Genomic DNA, 21,297 nt, shown 5'->3' with positions numbered 1-21,297 from the left:
GTTTTCGTCCAACCTTTTTTACGCACTCTATCATAAGCTGACATAGAAAGATAGGTTGGATAGGAGGAGAAAAGATGCAAAACTATTATCATCTTTGCCGGCAGCACCATGGAAAAGTAGCAAGAATTACAGAACGAAACGGCAGAGTCCACGTCGGAAGAATCGTACGGGTGACAAAAAGTAAAGTGTATATCGCCCCTGTCGGCGGCCGTCACAGAGGGTACGGATTCGGTTATTGGGGAGGAGGCTGGGGAGGCTGGGGAGCAGCCTACGGTATCGGCCTTGGTTTAATTACCGGATTTGCGCTTGGAGGTTTGCTCTTCTGGTAATAAAGAAAGCCCGCTACATTTATTTTTTAAAAGCGGGCTTTTTCTTATTATACTTTCTTTACTTCATTAAAATATTCTTCAAGTGTTAACTGATGGTCATGGATGGCTTTTGCCGCTTTTTTGCCTACATAACGCAAATGCCATGGTTCATACTCATACTTTGTTACATTTTCTTTGCCTTTAGGATAGCGGATGATAAAGCCGTATTCATACGCATGGTCTTTCACCCATTTGCCGTCAGCCGTGTTTCCGAACGCTTCATTCAGCTCATATCCGTTGCTTTTGCTGGAAATATCCATGGCAAGCCCCGTCTGGTGTTCGCTTTGCCCGGGGTATGCGACGGCTTCTTTCGCTTTCTTTTCACCTTTCAGACTGACTTCATTATCGAAAATCACTTTTTGTCTGTCATAAGAGCGGTATCCTGAAACCGCAACCAGGTCATAGCCTTCTTTTTTCCCCGCGTTGAACAATTCCGCCAAAGCATCGGCGGCAGGTTTGCGGATATATCGTTTCTCAATTTTCTCAGTGAAAGAAAATTCAACTTTCGGGATGACGAGATCCTCCGGTTTATAATCTCCCGGCAGCGTGTATGTCTTATTCACGAGCGCAAGTGTATTTGTCGGGTTTTGAATGGTTTCAAGCCCGTTCACTTCTTTAATGTCATTAAAATATTTGCTCTCCAATACAAAATCGCTGTCTTCTGTCTTCGTTGTTTTTTTGCTTGATGTGTCATCTGATTGTTTTGTTTGAGCCGTTGTTTTTGTGTCCTTATGGCTGTCGCCGCCTGAAATGCTGCAGCCGGTGCCCACGATTGCGGTTACGCTGAGAGCAGCAGCAAGCGAGAACCATTTAGTGGATTTCTTCATTTTACCCTTACCTTTCTTTTTTCGAATCAGAGCGGTGCATAAAGAAGAGGGCTGCTTTTATCAGCATGACCCTCATCTCAAGTTTACGATACAGTATGCAGCGCCAGTTTTATCATATCATGAAAAGTCGTTTGACGCTCTTCTGCGGTTGTCTCTTCTCCCGTTAACACGTGATCGCTTACAGTCAGGATAGACAGCGCTTTTTTGCCGTATTTTGCGGCAAGCGTATATAAAGCAGTCGTTTCCATTTCTACGCCGAGGACGCCGTATCTCGCAAGCTTTTCAATTTGCGAGTCTTCATTGTAAAACTGATCGGCGGTGAATACGCTTCCGACGGCTACAGAAAGGTTATTTTTTTGCGCTTCCTGGTACGCTTTATGAAGAAGGTCGAAATCTGCGCAAGGCGCATAATCCACACTTCCGAAAGCGACACGATTCATCTGTGAATCGGTTGAAGACGTCATAGCCAAAATCACGTCGCGCACCTTCACGTCATTACGGATGGCTCCGCATGAACCGACTCTGATCAGATTTTGAACATCATAGCTTTGAATCAGTTCATTCACATATATAGAGATAGACGGAACACCCATGCCGGTGCCTTGCACTGATATTTTTTTACCGTTATATGTACCCGTAAATCCGTACATTCCTCTGACTTCATTATAGCATTCCACATTTTCAAGGTAAGTTTCCGCAATAAATTTCGCTCTCAGCGGATCTCCCGGCAAAAGCACTGTATCCGCAATCTGACCTTTTTCTGCGTTTATATGTACACTCATTTCCATTTCCTCCTGCCTATTCAAACTCCCACCCATTGTACACTGAATAACGGTAAGAGACAATCATCAGCATTGATCAGAGCGATCTTGGGCAGAATATGCGGGATGACAGCCTAAGGAAAAGGAGTGAGCATAAATGGGCAAAAAACAGCGCAACCGGGTGACCGGCCAGAAAAAGAACAATCACGTACCCGTTTCAGACGTGATTGCGGCTGATGAAGCGCATGGAAAAGAGCATTCCGCTGCTAAACGGAAGCCTTAAAACAAAACGGAAGCCGGCTGAACATTCAGCCGGCTCCGTCTTACCTCGGCTGGACGAGCAAACGGTTGATTTTGCTCCATCCCGCAGGGTTAAGCCTGTAATAGGTCTTTCCTTTTCTTCCTTCGTCTATGAGTATGACATCTCCGGTCGCTATGAATCTGGCTCGATAGTCGTTTGGAACCGTATCAGGCACATTAAAAACAGAAAATGCCCTTTCCAGTGCGTCTTGATGATTGTCAGCGGCCAGCTCTGTCCGATAGACGACCCTGTATCCCTTTTTCTCGCCGTAGCGGGGTGTTTGAAAAATCGTCACATCATAGGCACAAGTCTTTTTTTTAAACACGGGCAGCGATAACAGCATCAAGATCCCTCCCTCTTATTTCTTAATAGTATTAGCGTTTTTTCTCATTTTTCCTGTCTCTATTTTTGTCGAAAAGGGTGATACTTTTCGTCAAAGAGCGCAAATAGAGAGACGAGGCAAAGTCCGAGACTGAATCCGGCAAGAACATCCGTCGGAAAATGCGCGCCTAAATAAATTCTGCTGAGCCCGATCAGGATGACGAGAACTCCGGTAAAAACGGAGACGGCCCGCTTTCTTTTCGTGAAGAAAGAAACGTGCTTGATTAAAAAGTAGGCGATGACGGGATACATCACTGCCGAATTCATGGAGTGGCCGCTCGGAAAGCTGTATGAGGTTTCATGGACGAGCGGCTCAAAAGCGGGTCTGGCTCTTTCGATCAATTCTTTTATTTTTATGTTTATTATTCGTTCAATGAGGAAGAGAAGCGGCAAAAACACAACATCAGGCGTTTTTTTGTACATATACAGGGCCGCTCCCGTCAAAAGAAGAAGCGGTAAAAGCACCGCAGTCGTGCCGAGCTCTGTTATCCATAACATCAATTCATTCAGCCAGGCAGCCCTGATCCTGACCGCCGCTTCTATCACCCTCTCGTCAAAAACCCGGACAGCATCGATCCGGATGGCTGCTGCGAGCAGAATAAACAATGCGAAAAGACCTGCTGGCTTGTACAACGTTTTCCCCCCATTTTTCATTCTCCCGAGCCGATTGAAAAAACCGAAGCTTTTTTCACTTCGGTTCCGCAGTTTCAGTCTTCATCAAGCTCTTCGTCTATCATACATTTTTCTAATAAATAATCAAAGGTGATGTCGGCTATTTCAAAGATCTCCTCTTCACTCGGTATGTACCCGCGCATAGCAAGCTGACTGTAAAAAAAATCGGCTATCTCTTCTGTGTCAATCACAAGATCTATTTCTTTCATGCAAACACCGCCTCCTTTTTTATGTTTTATGAAAAAAACCTTCAAATTATACCCGAAAGTTCTAAACGCTTTGTCCGCTCATATACTTTTTAAAAAACAAGCCCCCGGAGGGAGAAAAGATGATGACGAAAATGATGGCTTTTTTGGACGGAGATGGATTTGATATCGTATTGGAAAAAGTGCTGAAAGGAATGTCATTTGTAATCTTTGCCGGCTGTCTGCCCTGGTTTTTATATGTCACCGTCCGTTTTTTTGCCGGCTAGCTGAAATGCTCCCGCAGGCTTTCCAGCACAAAATTCATCATATCTTTATATTCTTCGTCACCGAACATATCATAAAGAATCTTATAATCGTTATAAATATCAAGGAGCTCATCTACAATCGATACCGCCAGCACATGCAGAGTATCAAGATCATCAGCATCGCCTTCAAACTGAAGAAGAGCGGACGCGGCGGTATCCTCGCCGATCTCATGAGATGCTTCCCCAACATAGTGGACAAACAGCAGCTGATGCACAAACTGATCCATTTCATATTTTCTCAGAACCAGCGTGAGATCCTCTTCCTCCGTTTCAAGCCACTCTCCGTCTTTCAGCCGAGTCAGCTCATAAATAATATCCTCCCAGCCATCCTCTAAATATCTCCATATTTCAGTTCTGTGACCGATGATACGGAATAATTCTTTTCCGTAGTCCTTTACATATACGACGTCGCCGATCAGAAACTCATATTCAATATCCAATTTTTCCATATCAACAATTACGCCCTCATAATCTTTATAAAGCTGGATAGACGATTCAAAATAAAGCACTTCATTATGATTGACTTCGTAAAGATAATGTTTATCAATTTGATGAACCTTCGTAATGGTGCCGACGGTTCCGTACATCACGACGACCACGATATCTCCCACTTGAAATTTCGGTTTATTTGGCTTCATGCTGTCTCCCCCTTGCCGCGGACTGTCATACGCTATCGTATGCCGGCCGTCATTATTTCGCATGGGCATGAAAACCACAGGAAATATCCATTTCTGCACCTGTTCAACATGTCAAAAAAACCGCACAATGTCATGTGCGGTTTTTCGTCAGGCGTGATGCACCTCGGTCTCATATTTTTCCCAAGCCTCATCAAATGTCGACATCGTTTCTAAATAATCGGCGCTCAGTTCTAAATACGAACTGAGCTCATGATAATCGCTTGACGTTTTCGGAAAGCCATGGTCTTCATATGCCTGATTCGCAAATCGGCTGATTGCGTCCTGCGGCTTAGGATGCCTGTATTTCATTAAATAGTGGTAAAAGGATTTCATGGGTTTCCCCTCCTGATGACTGTCTTTTGTTGTACTATTATACATTTCAAAAGTGAAATTACAACAAAAGAAGACTAGGAGAAGTCAAAATAATTCCGTTTCAATATCCGTTCTGTCTGCATCAGCTCTTGATATGTGAGTGTTTCCGGTAATTTTTTGGCGTCGACTAAAAAAAGCTGATTTTCGATTTCGCCTATGACCGCTTCCTCCTGATACGTCATCCCGCAGGAAGAACAAGCGAACGCGGGTGTGTCTGTAATTTCTATGGCCCTCGTACCGTCAGGAAGCTCCCAGTATACAGCCGACTGACAAGCTGACGCCTTCTGATTGCCGCACCACTCGCATGGCTTCACGGCGATTCACCTCCGACTTCCGAGCCTTCTTTTTGCTCTTTCTTCTGCTGTGCTATAAATTTCTTTTCTTTTAATTCATCTCTCTTTTCCCTCCGGTCTTTCAGCGTTTCATGATCAGGGTTAGACGTAAACGCTTTCCTCCTGCTGATTCTCGATACATTTTCCGGTGTGAAAGAGACCTCTTTATCCGCGAAAATAGCGCTTAGTCCGACCGGTTCGCGTTTTGCCATCGTTCCCGGAAAAACAGATTCAAAATAGTCGTCGGCTTGATTCGGGATATAGTTTTCCGGTTCGGGATAAGATGTAATCACCCCTTCAAAGTTTCTGATCACAACTTTCTCCGGACTTTGGGAGAGCAAATAGTTCGGCTGCAGGGCAATTTTTCCGCCTCCGCCCGGGGCATCGACGACAAAAGTCGGCACGGCAAAGCCAGTTGTATGGCCTCTCAGCCCTTCAATGATTTCCAGCCCTTTTGACACAGGCGCTCTGAAATGGCCGATTCCCTCTGACAAATCACATTGATAAATATAGTACGGGCGGACGCGGATTTTCACTAAATCATGCATGAGCTTTTTCATAATCGGCACCGAATCGTTAATGCCCGCCAAAATAACGGCCTGGTTTCCGACCGGAACACCTGCGTTGACAAGCTTTTCACACGCCTCAACCGATTCTTCCGTCAGCTCGATGCTCGTATTAAAATGAGTGTTCAGCCAGACCGGATGATATTTTTTCAGAATCTGACAAAGGTTATCCGTTATCCGCTGCGGAAAAACGACAGGCGCTCTCGTTCCGATCCGGATAATTTCGAGGTGAGGAATGTCGCGAAGGTTTTTCAAAATATATTCGAGAATCTGATCGTTAATTAAAAGCCCGTCACCGCCGGAAATGAGACAGTCACGTATTTCAGGCGTTTCCCGAATATAAGCGATCGCCGCATCAAGCTGTTTTTTCGGCACGCCCATCCCGATCTGCCCGGAAAAGCGCCTTCTGGTGCAATACCGGCAGTACATCGAGCATTGGTTTGTCACGAGAAAAAGAACGCGGTCGGGATAGCGGTGCGTAAGGCCGGGCACCGGCGAATCTTCATCTTCAAACAGCGGATCTTCGAGGTCATATTTCGTTTTGTGCATTTCTTCTGACAGCGGCACGGACTGCATACGGATCGGACATCTCGGGTTATCGGGATCCATTAAGGAAGCATAATAAGGCGTAATGTTCAGAGGAATCGTTTTTACAGACATTCTGACGCCTTCTTCTTCCTCTTCGGTCAAATGAATGACTTTTTTCAGGTCATCGACGGTTCTTACAGTATGAGTGAGCTGCCACAGCCAATCATTCCACTTTTCTTCCGGCACATCCTTCCATAATTCAATCTCCTTCCAATGACGCTTCGGCTGAAACCACTTATTTGTCAAACGAATTCCTCCTTATGAATGGCTGAAACGTAATGTCTTGCACCATATATTCATATTTTCGAGCCCTTCTGAAATCCGGCAGTTGTTCACAAGCCTGCCTCTGTAGCCGTATCCCGCATGATACAAAACGGCATTCATCCCGTAAGAGGCTGCACGGGCCAAGGAAAAAAGATGAATGATTCCCCGGCCCGAAAGTTCCTGCTCCAAGGCTTTAAACAGGTGTGCCGTTACGGAATTTCCTCTGTAATCTGACAGAACTGCGCAATCGGTCATTTCAGCGTGCCCCAATACGGGATTGAGATCCGCGCTTGCCGCGCCGATAAGACGTTCCTGATCGAAGGCTGCATAATAGATGGTGTTTTCTCTCATTGTTTTTTTTATATAAAGGGGGTTAAAGACGGGAGTCGGATAGGTGAGAAAAACATGTTTATATAAGTGCGATAAGCGGTCTGCATCATCTTCATCCGCTTTTCTGAATATGAGCTTGCTTTCTGTCTCGGTCAGTTTCCGCCGTTGTGTTTCATATAAACGGTCAACAGTCGAATCTTCCGATACATATGAATCTGACTGTCTCCGTTTCTCTGATAAATAACGCACCATCACAGCAGCCTCATGCCCATTGTAATATCCGTCTATAACCCCCTCATGAATAAAGAGATGCTTGACAAGTTCCGGCTCATCACCGCGCTTGGCAAAGAAAATCACCTTTTGGGCCCCTTCTTGCTTCGCTTCTGCCAAAACAGCCGGAATAAGCGCCTCGGGCTGCCCGTCATAACGAATGACCCTGATCCGCTCGTTGAAACGGTCTGCATCAATCTCGGCCGATCCGCTTTCAGCCCTCAGTTCCTTTATCAGCTTTGCCACCCCCATCTGCCACCCCGCACCATTCCATCATAAAAAGAGAAATGATTTTGACGGCATCAATTAACGCCCGGACTTCAATATATTCATTTGCCTGGTGCGCCGCTTTGACTTCTCCCGGCCCGAAAACAATGACCGGCGTCTGCCCCGCATGATGCAAAAGCCCCCCGTCCGTTCCCCACGGAGACGCTTCACGTATCGGTTTTTCCCCTTTCATTTTCTCAAAAGATGATTCCAAAGCGGAAATCAGCGGATGGTCATCCGGGAGATCGTTCGGAAGCCACTGAGCTCCAAACCATTCAACTTCCGCCGGATGATGTTTAAACCACTCATCCCGGTACTCCAAATCTTTGAGCCAGCTTGCGAGCTCTTCTTTTACGGCTTCAGGCGTTTCATCCGGAGCTATCCCGCACCTGCCTTCTATCACGACACGGTCAGCGACCGAAGATGGCCACGTTCCGCCTTGGACGGTGCCGATATTAATGGGAACCGGAATCGGAACATCCCGGTAGAGCGGGTCAGTGATGCGGGCGTTGCGGACGTGTTCCAGCTCTTTAAGTGCTGTGATGACATGCAGGCTTTTTTCAATCGCGCTCACCCCTTCATAGCGAGTGCCGCCGTGTGCGGACAATCCTCTTACCGTAATGCGGAACCACATAGACCCTTGCTGCTTCACAAACAGTTTTAAATTAGTCGGTTCCGGAATAAGCGCCCCGTCAGCCTTATAGCCTCTCATAACCGCCGAAAGCGTTCCTGCGCCGCCGCACTCTTCATCTACGACACTTTGAAACAGAACATCTCCCTTTAACGTAACCCCGCAGGCTTCAAGCGCTTCTAATGCAAACAAGAGAGCTGTATTGCCGCCTTTCATATCCGTTGAACCGCGGCCGTAAATTTTGCCATCCTTTTCAACAGCGGTAAACGGTTCATACGTCCATGCGGCGGGATTTCCTTCCGGGACAACATCAATATGTCCGTTCAGTATCAGTGATCTTCCGCCGCCGGCTCCTTTCTTTACGGCGGTGATATTCGGGCTTTCATGAAAGTCTTTGCGTTCGGATACAAAATAAGGATGCTCTTTCAATTGTTTGACATTCGGTTCCCACACATCAATATCCATGTCAAACTGTCTCAGTTTTTCTAAAACGACTGCCTGTGCGTTAAATTCATGTCCGAACGTGCTTTTTTCTCCGATCAGCCGTTTCAGCAGACTTACCGCTTTTGCCGCATTTTCTTCCGCCCACTCAGTAATTTTCTTTTCTAATTGCTCCATGGACAGGCCCCCTTTTCAGAAAACATTCTCCCAATCTGATTTCGGCATCCGTCGTTTGGATGACATCGTCTATCGTCGAACCATTCAGCAGTTCCTCAAGAACAAAAGTCCCTTCCTTTATGCTGATGACGGCTTTCTCTGTAATAATGAGGTCTGCACAGCCCGAGGCCGTAAGCGGCAATGAACAGGTTTCGACTAATTTCGGCCGGCCTTTCTGATCGGTGTGCCTCATGACGACAACCACTTTTTTCGCACCTTGGGCAAGCTCCATTGCCCCGCCCATTCCCGGCACTTTTTTCCCCGGGACGAGCCAGTTGGCGAGATCACCTGTCCGGCTGACCTGTAATGCGCCTAAAATGGTAATATCAATCAGCCCTTTTCTGATCATGGCAAAAGACAGAGCTGAATCAAAATATGAGGCTCCCTTTACCGTGCTGACGGGAAATCCGGCGGCATTGCATAAGAGTTCATCTTCTGCTCCGGGCTCGGGACTTCCTCCTATCCCAAGAACGCCGTTTTCCGCCTGCAGCATCACCTCCATGCCGGCCGGCAGAAAGTTCGGCACTAAAGAAGGAATGCCGATCCCCAGGTTGACAATCATGCCTGAGGTAATTTCACTGGCGGCCCGCCTTGCGATACTCTCTCTTTCCGCTATTCCCAAGCCCATTTCCATTTCACTCCTTCACTTTGCACGACACCCTCCACAAAAACGCCCGGTGTTACAATATGCTCGCTGTCAAGTTCGCCGGTCTGCACAATCTCTGACGCCTCAGCAAAGGTTCTCTCAGCCGCAGCCGCCATCAGAGGATTCATGTTGCGCGCCGTTTTGTCATATGTCAGATTCCCGAATTCATCAGCAGTATGTGCCGACACAAAAGCAAAATCAGCCGTCAGTGCTTTTTCAACTAAATAGGGCTTTCCGTCAATCGTTACGGTTTCTTTGTTCTCGCAAACGATGGCGTTATCAATCCCGATATCCGTTAAAATACCGCCAAGCCCGGCTCCGCCTGCGCGAATCCGTTCGGCAAGCGTCCCTTGAGGCGAAAATTCCACCTCCAGCGTTCCGTCAGTCATTTGTCTGCCCGCTACAGGGTTTGAACCGATATGGGAAGCGATCAGCCGTTTCACCCGTTTATGAACGATAAGCGGGCCGATACCGATTTCCGGAAAGCCGGCATCGTTGCAGATGACGGTCAGCTCTTTAACGCCGCTTTCTAAAATCGCTTCAATTAATGACGGAGGAGACCCCACACCCCCGAAACCGCCGAACATGATGACAGATTCGTCCTTGACATCGGCAATGGCTTCATGTATATCGATTTTTTTATGAAAAATAGACATGTCAGTTCAATCCCTCTTCATCATTTTTTCTGCTTCTTCTGCAGCTAGTGAAAATAGATCTGACAGTTCATCCAGCTCAGCATGGGAAGCCGTCAACGGCGGCGCGATGATGACGGCATCTCCTTCGCCGCTGTCAATGCCGGGCTTTGCAGGGTAAATCAGCAGCCCCCGTTTTTTTGCTTCTGTTATCATTTTTTCTGTAAACGCCTGTTTTTTCGGAAAAACTTCCTTTGTCGTTTTATCTTTGACGAACTCCACCCCGATCAGAAGGCCTTTTCCGCGGACATCCCCGATCACCCCGCTGCACTCTTTGATTTGTTCTAATTTCTGCCTCAGTATTGCGCCTTTTTCCTCTGCCTGCTGAAGCAGCCCGTGTTTCTTGACATAGCGAAGCACCTCAAGCGCCGCTCTTGCACAGTATGGATTGGCGCTGTACGTATGCCCGCTCATAATGACCCCGGATCCCCGCTTGATCGTTTCAATAATGTCATCAGAGGCAACGGCTGCCGCAATCGGAGCGTAACCGGCACCTAACCCTTTTCCAAGCACCGCGATATCAGGCACGATTCCCCAATGCTCAAAAGCAAGCATCCGTCCTGTTCTTCCGAGCCCCGTCATGACTTCATCCGCGATAAACAAAATACGGTGCTTGCGGCAGACATCCTCAAGTGCTTCATAGTAGCCTGCCGGCGGAGTGATGGCAGCCCCGGCTGCTCCGACAATCGGTTCTGCGACAAAACCGGCGATAAATGAGGCGCCTATCCGTTTAACAGCCGTTTCCAGCTCCTCTGCCGCAGCTTTTACAAATTCCTCTCCCTGCAGCTCTGAACGGTACATATTCGGCGCTGAAACGGCAGGAAACCGTTCAAGCAGCTGGGTGAAACGGTATCTCCGTTCATAAAACCCCGATAATGAAAGCGCTCCCAAAGTTATTCCATGGTAACTGCCCCATCTTGATAAAAAGACGGATTTTTGGTATTGGCCTTTTTCCTGCCAATATTGAACGGCCATTTTCATCGCTGTTTCAACTGCCTCTGAGCCGCTGTTTACAAAAAATGACCAATTCAGCCCGCCCGGCAAATGATCAGCCAGAAATAAAGCCAGCTCCTCTGCCGGCGCACTGGTGAATTGCGAGCGATACACAAACGAAACGGAGTCAAGCTGCTCTTTTAAAGCTTGTATAATCTCCTCCGTCCCGTGGCCGATATTGCAAGTGACCGCTCCCGATGCCCCGTCAAGATACTTGTTCCCCTCCAGATCATACACATATGATCCTTTTCCATGGCTGACTGTCGGATAGATCCCGTCAAGCTCCGGTTTGATTAAATAACTCCCCATATCTTTCCACCTCGAAAACCCATTTGCTTCATTGTATGAACAGATGAATAACGGCATTCTTATCCTTCAGAAAGTTTTTTTGCAGTAATTACCTTTCTGTAAAACAGGCTGCCGGAGATGTCCCGACAGCCTGAAGAGCGTTCTCAGTTCTGCTATTTATCTGCTCAGCTCAAAACCGCCGCCATTTTGATCGGAATCGGCATAAGCAGAAGGCGGAAATCCCCGTCTTCTTTACTGTATGGGGACCAATATTTCACACAAATGATCATTCACCTTTTGTAAGGTGTACCTTTCGATAATGGGCTGTTCTCTTACGATTAGATTATTTTTTTCAATCTCTGAAAAAACAGTTTTCCAAAATCCACTGACTGCCTCTTTCGTATGATCAAGCAAGAAAACAGCGTACCTGCCTCCGGAAAATGTACCGATCCGAGCCGGTTCAGGCACATGATCTTGATGAATAACAGCGCAAACATCATAGCGGCATTTCTCTTGAGGCGTACGATTCGGATGATCTTGCGGAATTCCTAAAATGACAGAATGATCAAGCAGTCCATTCAATTGCGCCCAATTTTTAAAAGACTCCATAAGTTCTTTATTTTGCTTTCCCCCATACTCCCCGACGTTTCGAAAATAAGCAATTCTTGATTCAGGTCATTCTTCAATCGTTATTTTCACATTTTCGCCCCCTTCTTCAGAAAAGTAATATGTATTAAAATGTTTTTCAAGCTGACTTTCAACATGAACATAACAAAAAGCCTGCAGAAAGTGATGTTCTCTGCAGGCTGATTTGCATGATAGGATTTTTTCAGTCTAACAAATAAAAGCCGCACCGACGATGATTAATAAAATAAACAATACCACGATCAGCACGAATGTACTGGTTCCGCCTCCGCAGCCGCCGTATCCAAAGCCATAACTGCCGCATCCCCCATATCCGTATCCGTACATACGAATCACCCTTTCTTCTTACGATATACGGCATTGTATGCGGGCCAACTCCCAATTGTTTTATGCGAATGCCCATCTATGTAAGAAAATAATGAAAAATTGTATGCACACGCCGAAATCTTTTGAAGCCGAGTTTCTCATAAAAGCGGTTTACACCGTCCATCCCGGACGCCACAAGGTATACGGTTTCCATGCCGTTCAGCTTCGCCGCAGCCATCAGTTCGTTCATCAATATCGTCCCGTAGCCTTTCCGCTGGAATTGATCCAGAATGGCAACTTCTTCAATTTTGGCGGTTTTATCCACTTTGTTGATGAAAAGCTCTCCGCAGCCGATCGGAATCGTTCTGGAGGCATCGCTGTAGCACACGACAAGCAAAACCGTCCCGTCCTTATACAAAGGATATTTCCGCTCAAGCTTTTGTTCGGCCGCCGCCTCGCCAATGTAAAGGGCATCATAAATGTTCATAATAGATGACCCGTCAGCAAGACTTTTTTCCGTTCCCCAAGCGGTGAGAGGATGTCCGGCCTGCCGGTCCCCATTTTCCAGCTTCCTTGCAAAAAACAGTTCATCCTCCACTACGTATCCCTGCTTTACCAATGTTTGTTTCAGAAGAAGCGGAAATGTGTGCTCCGGTGACGCTTTCACATGAATATAATTGGTTTGAAGCATGTTCGGAACAGACGCAAAAAACGGAAGCAGTCCGTCTAACGGAAATGTACGGTGCAGCTGAACAAAGTTATGTGAAAAAATCTGCGGCAGCAAAGGGTCTCTATACACAGTGTAATGCTCGAACCTCTGCATGCCGGAAGTAAGCTCAATATATTGTTTCTCGGTTTTAGCAAATTGATCGGTCATAAAAGCTCTCCTTTTCCTTACACATCCAACTGCATCTCTCATCCTTTTGTGATATTGAGATTTCTTATAATTTCATCGTACATCGGATAGAACGGCTTTCCAATTGGTAATTGTTTAATTTGTTGAAAGGAAATGGGTACCGCCTTCTGATTCGCAAAAAAGCGTTTCACTACATCCTGACTGATCGGATGGAGAACCCCTCTCAAATAAACATAAAATTCACGTTCAATGCGAAACAGCATTCTTCCGGGAATATGCTGAACACAGCCCGATCTCTCCCATCTGATCGGCGGACCGTCCGGCAGCGCTTGGATTTCATCCCGTTCTAAAGCCAGGATGCCGCGGCGTTTAAATTGGTAAAAGCGAAAGGCGTTAAGATCAATCAGCCTTTTCGTCCCGTCTTCTACAAAATAGATATGACACTGATCCGTGACGAGCTGAAAATTCGGAATACCGGCAGCGTTCTCTTCCTCGTATTGAAATAAAAAAGGATCCGGAATGACGACGGCTCTTCCTTCATATAGCGGTCGCCAGCGCTCATTGACAAGCTTTCTTTTATTCCGGTCAAGCTGATATACTTTCTGATCCGTCCCCTTTACAAAAGACCCGTCAACCAGCTCTGACGGAAGCGATTGATACGTATTCTGGAATGAGTGGGGTGTTTTATAGGTCGTATCCAACACTTCTTTTATCGGCAGAAATGATGTAAATGTGTTGAGCCTGCTCCAAAAAACAGAGTCTCCGTGATTCCAATGCATGACATCTTCGTCCCAAAAACTGCCGTACTTCTCCTTCACACACCGAAGCAATGATTTCCTGTGCATCACTGAACAGTGATCAACGAGAAAAGCAGCCTGGTCAAGCACGTCATCAGCAAAACGATAAAAGTGGAATTGCTCTGTTCCGCGCTCGTTTACATGCACCACCTTCTGACTGGAATAGACGGCATCAAATTCGGTGCATTGATTAAGCGTTTCCGCCATGCGGCTGAGTCTATCCGGATGATATACGGTGTCATCCGTCAGATAAGTGACGTATTCACCTTTAATCCGTGTAAGCGCATCATTAATCAAAACGGCATACCGGGTCGATTTCAGCCGTTCAGCCGGATTGATAAAACTGTTGTAATAGTATATGCGGTGATCTTTTATATACGTACTGATGGCCGCCGAGGTTTCTTCATTTGAATGATCATCCATTATAAACAGCTCCCAATTGCTGTAGGTCTGTTGCAACACACTTTCAATCGCCTGTTTCACGAGATCCGGTTTGTTGTAACTCGTTAAGATAATCGAGATCTTCTTTTCCATCCCATCACCCCTTCTGAACACATAAAAAACGGCTCCGAAAATGACAGAGCCTGATATCTGGTATTAAAAAGCACCCCAGCTGACGATGCTTGAAATCGCGACATTTGATCTCGTATTATTGAGAGGATTTTGAAAAACGGCCAAATCTGACAGCACTTCTTTGACAATCACGTTCTGCAATGTGCTGCCGTTAACCAGATTGACACGTGAAACAGGAACTCCAAGCTCTTTTGCCATCACAAGCTGACGCCGCAAATCTGATTGATCTCCTGACGGCTGACGCGATACCAAAAGAAGAAGCAGCAGTAAAAGATGAAATTCCTCATCAAAACCCCCGCGTTTTACAGTTTCTTCTGAATCCAAAATAATTCCTCTCCTTCTTTTTTTCATCTATACAACGTATGTCGCACGCTTGCAATCCGCATAGGCAGATAAAGCCTGATTCTAAATTCAGCGGTTTTATTAAATATGAAAAAAATACGGCAAAACGGCATTCGACTTATACCAATCACACCAATCAGGAATATGAATAAACGTGAGGTTGAAATAGTTAAAGGAGGTGTATGATCCCATGAGTGAGGATCGTTTAGAGCTCAAAAAGAAGCTATTGAAAACTCTTTTGAACCCTATATTTGACAACAGCGCTTTATCTAGCGGCACAGATGGAGGAGATAACGTGGAAAACAATATAAAAGATTTATTAGAATCGGCAATTGATGCAAAAGTGGATGAAGCAGCTGCGCAAGACAGTCTCAGCGCTCAATCTGTTTTAGGAAGCGGCATTTCATTAGCGGCGAGATGGATTTTTGCGAGAGTTCAGCCCGGCACTGTTATCAGCATTGTGATGGATTCAGGAGACATGATCGGTCCGGTTCAATTTGTTTTCTTTGACGAAGTTCACGGAATTGTTTATGTTACGCAGGAAAATTCCGTTACACCGGCAGGCTCTGCTACAACATTGCTTGACGTTGACAAAGTCGAAAGTGTCACCTTCACTTCGTAACAGCAGATGAACGTTCTATATATCCGTTCAGGATATAAAGGCATTTACACGTATTTTGACCGCTGGATCGAGGAAGGTTTTTTACAGTCTTCCGTCCGCTTTTTTTCTGTTTCTGAGCTTCAGGAAGATACAATCAGCAGCATACGGGCATTCAAACCTGACATCAGTCTGATGATGGCGGGCGACCGTATTCCGTCAGAATGGCTTCAATGGCTGAGAACAGAGCAGATTCCCGTCTATCTATGGCTGACGGAGGACCCTTTTTATTTTGATGTGAGCGCGAAAATCGCCCCGCTCGCCGATGCCGTTTTGACCATAGAACAAAACGCTCTTGATGCTTATCGGCAAATGGGCTTACAGCACGTATATTATGTCCCGATTCCCGTTAATCAGCGGATTTTTACGAAACAAGCGCCTGACGCTTCTCTTCACACCAATCTGCTTCTGATCGGATATCCGTATCCGAATCGTGTTGAACTCGTGAAAGCAGCGGCGAAGCTTCCGTATACGCTTCGTATCATCGGGAAGGGATGGCGCAGACATCTGCCTAAAACAATCGCCAGACAGAAAAATGTGCTCATAATGGATGAATGGATTGAACCTGAACATGCCGCATTGTATTACAACAGCGCAGACGTGGTCTTAAACCCGCACCGTTCTTACCGGTTTGCGCTCAATCAGAATGGACGCGGCATCCAAAATATCAGTTTAAATACGAGAAGCTTTGACATTGCGGCCTGTCAGACATTTCAGCTGACAGATCTATCTCCCGCGCCCCCTTTTTCATCCTTTGTTTCTTACAGCGGGCTTGCGGATTTTGCGGATAAGATCCAATTTTATATGACAAACCCAACTGAACGTGAACGAATTGCGGCGCTTAATTATCAAGAGACAGTGCCGGCTTACACGTATGACCAGCTTCCGGCCGTGCTTACGGCTATTCGCTCCGATACTTTCTCATGAAACGCTCTTCACATGAAAAAGCAGCTTATCCAAGCTGCTTTTTGTATGTTTATTTTCCGCTTCTGTCGGTCAGTTTTCGCGGGTCAACCTGCTTATTGACCTGCGGGCGGAAGCCGATTTTATCAGCAATTCTTTCCCATGGCACTATTTTAAAATTTTGATTTGCCTTTTGGCTGTGATCTATATTTTCCCCATCCTGTGCGACAAAAAGACCGAACGGATATTTTGGCCCCAGCCCGAAGCCCAGAACGTCAATTCCGTCCGTATCGCTTGTGCCGTCTGTTTCAGGCCCGTCTGTAATGCGAAAATCCGCCACATATTTGTTCTGTCCTTGTCTGTCATAAATGGCATAGCTGCTGTTTCCCTGACTTGATGCCAGCAGATAGCCTTTACCGTCAGCAGCGTAGTAAATCGTCAATCCTTCAATGTCAGGCGTTAAATGCCTGCCGTCGGCTCGGTCGATAACCGTTCCGTCACTGCCGCCGTCCGGTTCGGCGCTGAACTTCCAAATGGCTTCATCTTCTTCCGCGATATAAAGACTGCCGTATTCATCGTCTGCTGCCATTCCTTCCGTCTGAGAATTCATTTTAAATGCCCTTACCTTCTTGCCGGATATGTATCCATTTTTGTCCGCCTTTAATTCATATTGCTCAAATTCGCCCTCTTTCCCTGTCACCATCGCGTAATATTTTCCCGTTTTTTGACTGTGGTACAAGCTGAAACCGTATACTTCATCAATTGCTGATGCAATTGGATTTTTTGGATCTGTAATGCTTTGCAATGTGCCGTTCTTTCCGTCAATGGCGTAGATCTCAACTGTATTTTTCCCTTCAGACCGGTTGGATGCTGCCGCAATATCGACTTTTTTTCCGTTAAACGGAAAATCATAGCGGATATCGACATTGTTCAGTTTCCCGGTATTATAGGAATGAAGCATCTTACCATCGAGACTGTAAACGACTAAGCCTGATTTTTTATTGGTCGTAATCAATTTGCTGTTCTGAGGAGTTTTGGGGTCCAGCCAAATCGCAGGATCGTCCGCCGCATCACCGGCTGTATCAACAGGTTCCGTTTCCGCCGCCGCATTGACAGTAAAATGATAAGGATCAGACAGCTTATGCTTGGCCTCAGAAGAAACGGCACCGCATGTGAGCATCAGTCCGGCTGCCGCGGTTAACAAAAGTGTTTTTGAATGATTCATTTTACTTCCTCCTTTTTTATACCTGCACTTCAATTGTAAAATACATACAGAATCATCAGTGTTAAGTTTTTGTGAAAATTGTAAGAAAGTGAAAATTCGTGTTGAGAGAAGAAAAAAAGACGAGAGCAGAATTACAAGTGAATATTTAGTACAATGATTTGTTAGTAATTCTTTGTTAGTAATTCTTTTTCTATTAATCGGATCAAGCGAAATGAAAGCGCATCAGATTAATGATTTTCTCTAATTTTTGATTTATTGGTTGCTTTCATTAACTCGCTGAAATTGTTCAACATATGATGCATGGTAGAGAAACGAGAGTTGGAGGATAAGCCATGCCTAAACAGCAAGCAGTAGAGCTAAAACCATTTTTTCACGATAAAACTGTTCTCGTCACCGGCGGGACAGGGTCAATCGGAAGCCAAATTGTTAAACGCCTTTTGCTCTTAACGCCTAAAGAAGTCATTGTATTCAGCAAAGATGACAGCAAACAATATGTGATGAAACAAAAATATGCGGATGAACAAAGACTGTCATTTGTGCTCGGCGATGTACGTGACTACAGAAGAGTAAACCAAGTGATGAAAGGTGTTGATATTGTCTTTCACGCCGCTGCGCTGAAGCAGGTTCCGACTTGTGAGGATCATCCGTTTGAAGCCATTCAAACCAACCTTATCGGCGGACAAAATGTCGCAGAAGCCGCTTTGCTGCAAGAGGTGGCGCATGTGATTAATATCAGTACCGATAAATCCGTTTATTAGGATACTTACTACAAACAAATCAAAAAAAGAAACTTACTCTGCACTCCTTTCCAAAGCAGCCTCCAATAAATGCTGAGCAAATTGTTTATAAAATTCATCTAAGTCATTACTTGCTTCATCCTGATCTATATAGCGGATACTGTAATTATCTTTATGGACAACCTTTATTGTTTTCTTTTTTAATTCCTCATAACGTTGGTAAGGTTCCAAAGCTACACCCCCGCTTTCACAGGAGTATTATATGTATGTAATGGTTCGTCTCTTGACTGTTCTTTCTTTATCAAAGCCTCGCAAAGCTTGTTCAAATAATATGTATGGTTTACTTTTTTCTTTTCATCCTTGGTTAACTCGCCTAAAAACAACTCACCGAAGCTCATTGAATCCCATTAAGTACTACTGCCATATCGCTTTATATATCACCTTCGCTTAGCTATTATGTTCTAAGTAGGCGGTGATATTTTGTTTGTATCGCCAATGTTACTGCGTTCAATCAAAGAGCCATTCGAGGGATAGTTATATTACCGAATTTCAGTTATCAATATCCATAAAAGCCACAAAAAATAACGGGTAAAACATATTATACATGGCTAATATGTTTCACCCGTTTAATTCTTGTTCAACAAATTGACTGATTGCTGACTATAGAAAAATATAAAAATTCCTTTTCACAAATTCATGTGTTTTTTTCCAACTTTGCTCAATGATCGATCGAATAGGGTAATAATTAGAATCAAACAAATGACTAAACTGAATATTGCTGCATTGTGGAGACCATTTGTAATAGCTTCGGATTTTAAAAACAATCCATTGGCAGCAGAAGCCAGCATAGCTCCCATGTACATAAAGGTTCTTAACAAACCTGCTGAAGCGCCGATTTGTTTGGAAGCAGCCTGAAAATAGACCGCATTTTGATTAGCCAAATTCAATATGCCTTGAGGTATTCCGAAAAGTATAGCAATGACAACAAGATAAATAAGACTGCTTGAATGATTTGTAAATAACAGCAGTGACATAGCAATAAACTGAACGATACTCCCTACAATCAATTTCATATGGATCGCAGGATTTTTTCCGGTTGTTTTAGAAATGATGATCGACGTTAAAAACATCGGCAATAACAACAGACCAGAATGTGAAGGGGACAGCCCCCTGCCTGTTTCTAACCATTGGGTATATCCATAAAGGAAACTGTATGATACGGTAGCTGAAAGCAAACCTCTGGTATACGTTAATAACAAGGGGGTATTCCCGCCTAATAATCGTAAATCCATAAAAGGATTTTTGATTCTCAACTCGAAGCCAGTAAAAATGACACCGGCGATGATTGCAATTATTAATAAATATACATTATGCCAATCCGGACTCATTAAGAAAAGGAGAGCAGAAATTAGGGTGATTCCAAAGAAAATGATACCAATAAAATCAATGGAAGTATTTTTCTCCTCTTTGCTAAGGGAATCTCCTAAACCCCTTGGAAACCGGTAGTAACCTAAGAACACACAGGCTAATGATAAAGGAATATTTACGATAAATATACTTTGCCAACCGCCAAATTCAATAAGCAGTCCCCCTAAGGTTGGTCCAACAACAGCAATCGTTTGGCTAGAGATCGCTAATAATGTAAGAATACTCGTTGAACTTTCCTCACCTGTTCGCTCTGCTTCACTACGGATAAGATACATAGAGGCAGGATAACCGGCGCAGGTTCCAAAACCAAGTAGAACTCTTGAGCAAACTAGCCACCATATATTAGGGGCAAAGATTGCGATTAAACTAGAGATACCTACTAATGATGTTGCAATTAAAAAAAGAAGTCTTGGACCAAAAATATCAATTAACTTTCCTACAACTGGCTGTCCAATTGCCGTAGCAAGATATAAAGCAGAAACAAGCCATGCTGTTTGAGAAGGCGGTACTCCAAACGCCTGACCAATTGGAATTAAAGCAACTGAAATGATCGAAGAGTTAATAGGATTGAGAATGGAACCTAAAACCATTGGAGCAACCAGTTTTTGATTAAAATGATTTTTATTTGCAGCCTTCCTGTTGCTACTAAATATAGACAAATTTATTCCTTCCTTCATTTCATCTTGAAAGGTTTCGGGAACCATAAAAAAACGGCTGTGTAAATCATAGAAAAACTGAAGGCAAATTAGTCGGGTCTGTTTCACCATAACGGAAACAGACCCTCTTTGTTTAATTCAATGCATCAATCCAAGATTGGACCGTTAACACATCGGCTTGACGTGGAAATACCTTTTCCATTAGAACTCGGTGAACCTCTGGGTCTGGATCAAAACAAGCGTCATTTAACACTTTAATTTCAAAGTCTTTGTCCGCTGCTTCTCTTAAAGTGGATAAAACGACCCCACTTGTAGATATTCCACTGAGAACAAGTGACTCAATTTGTTGCGCCCGTAAGATCATTTCCAGATTACTTCCACTAAAAGCACTAACTCTATATTTCGTAATAACAGGTTCATTTGCTTCGGGTTGAACGGATTCATAAATTTGTGTTGCATGATCATTGACCGTCATAGCACCATACTTACTTATAGCTGAAAACGCCTTGTTTTTCATGCTGACTTCCGGATAACCCTCACTAAATCCGACCCTGACAAAAATAACTGGAATAGAATGTTTACGGGCGGCTTTTATTGCCTTTTGAAATGGCAGTAAAGCTTGTTCTAGATTTTCTCCTAAATGTGGTACGATTCCATTTTGCAGATCCATTACTAATAGTGCAGTTTTACCATTTTGATTTAACATATGTTGTAATCTCCTTTTCAATAGGATACAATAAGTGGAGAGCTCTCCTTTTAATAATAAACGGAGATATC

29 protein-coding genes and 1 pseudogene are annotated in these 21,297 nt (G+C 44.7%); 6 read left to right on the top strand and 24 right to left on the bottom strand.

Annotated features, from left to right (window positions below):
• Positions 1–74: 74 nt before the first annotated feature.
• Complete coding sequence (locus ACH32G_RS14100; RefSeq protein WP_016936634.1) at positions 75–329, top strand: hypothetical protein; 255 nt, start codon at positions 75–77, stop codon at positions 327–329.
• 47 nt (positions 330–376) lie between these two features.
• On the opposite strand, the gene ACH32G_RS14095 is transcribed toward ACH32G_RS14100, so the two are convergent.
• On the bottom strand, positions 377–1,195 hold the full coding sequence (locus ACH32G_RS14095; protein ID WP_045926154.1) for a M15 family metallopeptidase: 819 nt from the start codon (positions 1,193–1,195) through the stop codon (positions 377–379).
• An 83-nt stretch (positions 1,196–1,278) separates the two neighbouring features.
• Positions 1,279–1,977, bottom strand: coding sequence for a purine-nucleoside phosphorylase (deoD, locus tag ACH32G_RS14090; RefSeq protein WP_016936636.1), 699 nt, complete (start codon positions 1,975–1,977; stop codon positions 1,279–1,281).
• Between the two features lie 136 nt (positions 1,978–2,113).
• Here deoD and ACH32G_RS14085 point away from each other — a divergent pair, with 136 nt between their 5' ends.
• On the top strand, positions 2,114–2,239 hold the full coding sequence (locus ACH32G_RS14085; RefSeq protein WP_003153701.1) for a hypothetical protein: 126 nt from the start codon (positions 2,114–2,116) through the stop codon (positions 2,237–2,239).
• A 40-nt stretch (positions 2,240–2,279) separates the two neighbouring features.
• On the opposite strand, the gene ACH32G_RS14080 is transcribed toward ACH32G_RS14085, so the two are convergent.
• The 3 genes from ACH32G_RS14080 to ACH32G_RS14070 all read right to left on the bottom strand — a co-directional run bounded on the left by ACH32G_RS14080 (position 2,280) and on the right by ACH32G_RS14070 (position 3,519).
• Complete coding sequence (locus tag ACH32G_RS14080) at positions 2,280–2,600, bottom strand: YodL domain-containing protein (RefSeq protein WP_064778110.1); 321 nt, start codon at positions 2,598–2,600, stop codon at positions 2,280–2,282.
• A gap of 59 nt (positions 2,601–2,659) precedes the next feature.
• Positions 2,660–3,271, bottom strand: a complete 612-nt coding sequence (locus ACH32G_RS14075) for a phosphatase PAP2 family protein (RefSeq protein ID WP_095241682.1) — start codon at positions 3,269–3,271, stop codon at positions 2,660–2,662.
• Positions 3,272–3,345: 74 nt separating this feature from the next.
• Positions 3,346–3,519: a YozD family protein gene (locus tag ACH32G_RS14070; protein ID WP_013352563.1), complete on the bottom strand. Its 174-nt coding sequence runs from the start codon at positions 3,517–3,519 to the stop codon at positions 3,346–3,348.
• 119 nt (positions 3,520–3,638) lie between these two features.
• On the opposite strand from ACH32G_RS14070, the gene ACH32G_RS14065 reads away from it, so the two are divergent.
• Positions 3,639–3,782, top strand: coding sequence for a hypothetical protein (locus ACH32G_RS14065; protein WP_014418137.1), 144 nt, complete (start codon positions 3,639–3,641; stop codon positions 3,780–3,782).
• On the opposite strand, the gene ACH32G_RS14060 is transcribed toward ACH32G_RS14065, so the two are convergent.
• The 14 genes from ACH32G_RS14060 to cgeC form a co-directional block, all read right to left on the bottom strand.
• Entirely contained in the window at positions 3,779–4,459 is a 681-nt protein-coding gene (locus ACH32G_RS14060; RefSeq protein WP_016936639.1) for a hypothetical protein, read from the bottom strand. The genes ACH32G_RS14065 and ACH32G_RS14060 overlap by 4 nt on opposite strands.
• A 147-nt stretch (positions 4,460–4,606) precedes the next feature.
• The gene (locus tag ACH32G_RS14055) at positions 4,607–4,831 is read right to left on the bottom strand and encodes a YozE family protein (RefSeq protein WP_016936640.1); all 225 of its coding nucleotides are present in this window, start codon (positions 4,829–4,831) and stop codon (positions 4,607–4,609) included.
• Positions 4,832–4,905: 74 nt separating this feature from the next.
• Positions 4,906–5,184, bottom strand: coding sequence for a YokU family protein (locus tag ACH32G_RS14050; RefSeq protein WP_016936641.1), 279 nt, complete (start codon positions 5,182–5,184; stop codon positions 4,906–4,908).
• Positions 5,181–6,602, bottom strand: coding sequence for a lysine 2,3-aminomutase (kamA, locus tag ACH32G_RS14045; RefSeq protein ID WP_049628641.1), 1,422 nt, complete (start codon positions 6,600–6,602; stop codon positions 5,181–5,183). The genes ACH32G_RS14050 and kamA overlap by 4 nt, the downstream gene beginning before the upstream one ends.
• Positions 6,603–6,614: 12 nt before the next feature.
• Complete coding sequence (gene ablB, locus ACH32G_RS14040) at positions 6,615–7,457, bottom strand: putative beta-lysine N-acetyltransferase (protein WP_448814483.1); 843 nt, start codon at positions 7,455–7,457, stop codon at positions 6,615–6,617.
• Entirely contained in the window at positions 7,435–8,736 is a 1,302-nt protein-coding gene (locus ACH32G_RS14035; RefSeq protein WP_448814463.1) for a peptidase, read from the bottom strand. Before ACH32G_RS14035 ends, ablB begins: the two co-directional genes overlap by 23 nt.
• Positions 8,708–9,403 (bottom strand): 3-oxoacid CoA-transferase subunit B, encoded by a 696-nt coding sequence (locus ACH32G_RS14030; protein WP_448814462.1) that lies wholly within the window; start codon positions 9,401–9,403, stop codon positions 8,708–8,710. Before ACH32G_RS14030 ends, ACH32G_RS14035 begins: the two co-directional genes overlap by 29 nt.
• Positions 9,388–10,077 (bottom strand): CoA transferase subunit A, encoded by a 690-nt coding sequence (locus tag ACH32G_RS14025; protein ID WP_188154153.1) that lies wholly within the window; start codon positions 10,075–10,077, stop codon positions 9,388–9,390. The genes ACH32G_RS14030 and ACH32G_RS14025 overlap by 16 nt, the downstream gene beginning before the upstream one ends.
• A gap of 6 nt (positions 10,078–10,083) precedes the next feature.
• Entirely contained in the window at positions 10,084–11,415 is a 1,332-nt protein-coding gene (locus ACH32G_RS14020; protein WP_448814461.1) for an aspartate aminotransferase family protein, read from the bottom strand.
• Positions 11,416–11,646: 231 nt separating this feature from the next.
• Positions 11,647–12,057: an AraC family transcriptional regulator gene (locus ACH32G_RS14015; RefSeq protein ID WP_316936458.1), complete on the bottom strand. Its 411-nt coding sequence runs from the start codon at positions 12,055–12,057 to the stop codon at positions 11,647–11,649.
• Positions 12,058–12,228: 171 nt separating this feature from the next.
• Complete coding sequence (locus tag ACH32G_RS14010) at positions 12,229–12,366, bottom strand: YjcZ family sporulation protein (protein WP_016936649.1); 138 nt, start codon at positions 12,364–12,366, stop codon at positions 12,229–12,231.
• Between the two features lie 76 nt (positions 12,367–12,442).
• Positions 12,443–13,222 (bottom strand): GNAT family N-acetyltransferase, encoded by a 780-nt coding sequence (locus ACH32G_RS14005; protein WP_016936650.1) that lies wholly within the window; start codon positions 13,220–13,222, stop codon positions 12,443–12,445.
• Between the two features lie 38 nt (positions 13,223–13,260).
• Positions 13,261–14,532 carry a glycosyltransferase family 2 protein gene (locus ACH32G_RS14000; protein WP_188154155.1) on the bottom strand — a complete coding sequence of 424 codons (1,272 nt, stop codon included), beginning with the start codon at positions 14,530–14,532 and terminating at the stop codon, positions 13,261–13,263.
• 63 nt (positions 14,533–14,595) lie between these two features.
• A complete protein-coding gene (cgeC, locus tag ACH32G_RS13995; protein ID WP_415273118.1) occupies positions 14,596–14,895 on the bottom strand; it encodes a spore maturation protein CgeC in 300 nt (99 codons plus the stop codon).
• A 208-nt stretch (positions 14,896–15,103) separates the two neighbouring features.
• Here cgeC and ACH32G_RS13990 point away from each other — a divergent pair, with 208 nt between their 5' ends.
• Both ACH32G_RS13990 and ACH32G_RS13985 read left to right on the top strand, forming a co-directional pair.
• Entirely contained in the window at positions 15,104–15,535 is a 432-nt protein-coding gene (locus tag ACH32G_RS13990; protein WP_016936653.1) for a hypothetical protein, read from the top strand.
• A 6-nt stretch (positions 15,536–15,541) separates the two neighbouring features.
• Complete coding sequence (locus ACH32G_RS13985) at positions 15,542–16,498, top strand: CgeB family protein (protein WP_049628646.1); 957 nt, start codon at positions 15,542–15,544, stop codon at positions 16,496–16,498.
• A 49-nt stretch (positions 16,499–16,547) separates the two neighbouring features.
• On the opposite strand, the gene phyC is transcribed toward ACH32G_RS13985, so the two are convergent.
• On the bottom strand, positions 16,548–17,699 hold the full coding sequence (gene phyC, locus ACH32G_RS13980; protein WP_448814460.1) for a 3-phytase: 1,152 nt from the start codon (positions 17,697–17,699) through the stop codon (positions 16,548–16,550).
• Between the two features lie 332 nt (positions 17,700–18,031).
• Between phyC and ACH32G_RS13975 the strand changes: the two genes are divergently transcribed.
• Positions 18,032–18,457: an SDR family NAD(P)-dependent oxidoreductase gene (locus ACH32G_RS13975; protein WP_327815691.1), complete on the top strand. Its 426-nt coding sequence runs from the start codon at positions 18,032–18,034 to the stop codon at positions 18,455–18,457.
• 33 nt (positions 18,458–18,490) lie between these two features.
• On the opposite strand, the gene sprB is transcribed toward ACH32G_RS13975, so the two are convergent.
• The 4 genes and pseudogenes from sprB to ACH32G_RS13955 all read right to left on the bottom strand — a co-directional run bounded on the left by sprB (position 18,491) and on the right by ACH32G_RS13955 (position 21,226).
• Positions 18,491–18,667, bottom strand: a complete 177-nt coding sequence (sprB, locus tag ACH32G_RS13970) for a recombination directionality factor SprB (protein WP_007612049.1) — start codon at positions 18,665–18,667, stop codon at positions 18,491–18,493.
• Between the two features lie 2 nt (positions 18,668–18,669).
• Positions 18,670–18,792, bottom strand: a pseudogene (locus ACH32G_RS13965) (hypothetical protein); the annotation flags it as partial.
• A 330-nt stretch (positions 18,793–19,122) separates the two neighbouring features.
• The gene (locus ACH32G_RS13960) at positions 19,123–20,631 is read right to left on the bottom strand and encodes an MFS transporter (RefSeq protein ID WP_448814459.1); all 1,509 of its coding nucleotides are present in this window, start codon (positions 20,629–20,631) and stop codon (positions 19,123–19,125) included.
• Between the two features lie 22 nt (positions 20,632–20,653).
• The gene (locus tag ACH32G_RS13955) at positions 20,654–21,226 is read right to left on the bottom strand and encodes a cysteine hydrolase family protein (RefSeq protein WP_448814458.1); all 573 of its coding nucleotides are present in this window, start codon (positions 21,224–21,226) and stop codon (positions 20,654–20,656) included.
• Positions 21,227–21,297: the final 71 nt, after the last annotated feature.

Source organism: Bacillus sp. CIS52, assembly GCF_053545315.1.
Note: the sequence above shows the minus strand (reverse complement) of the source record. Positions and strands in the feature narration are given on the sequence as shown.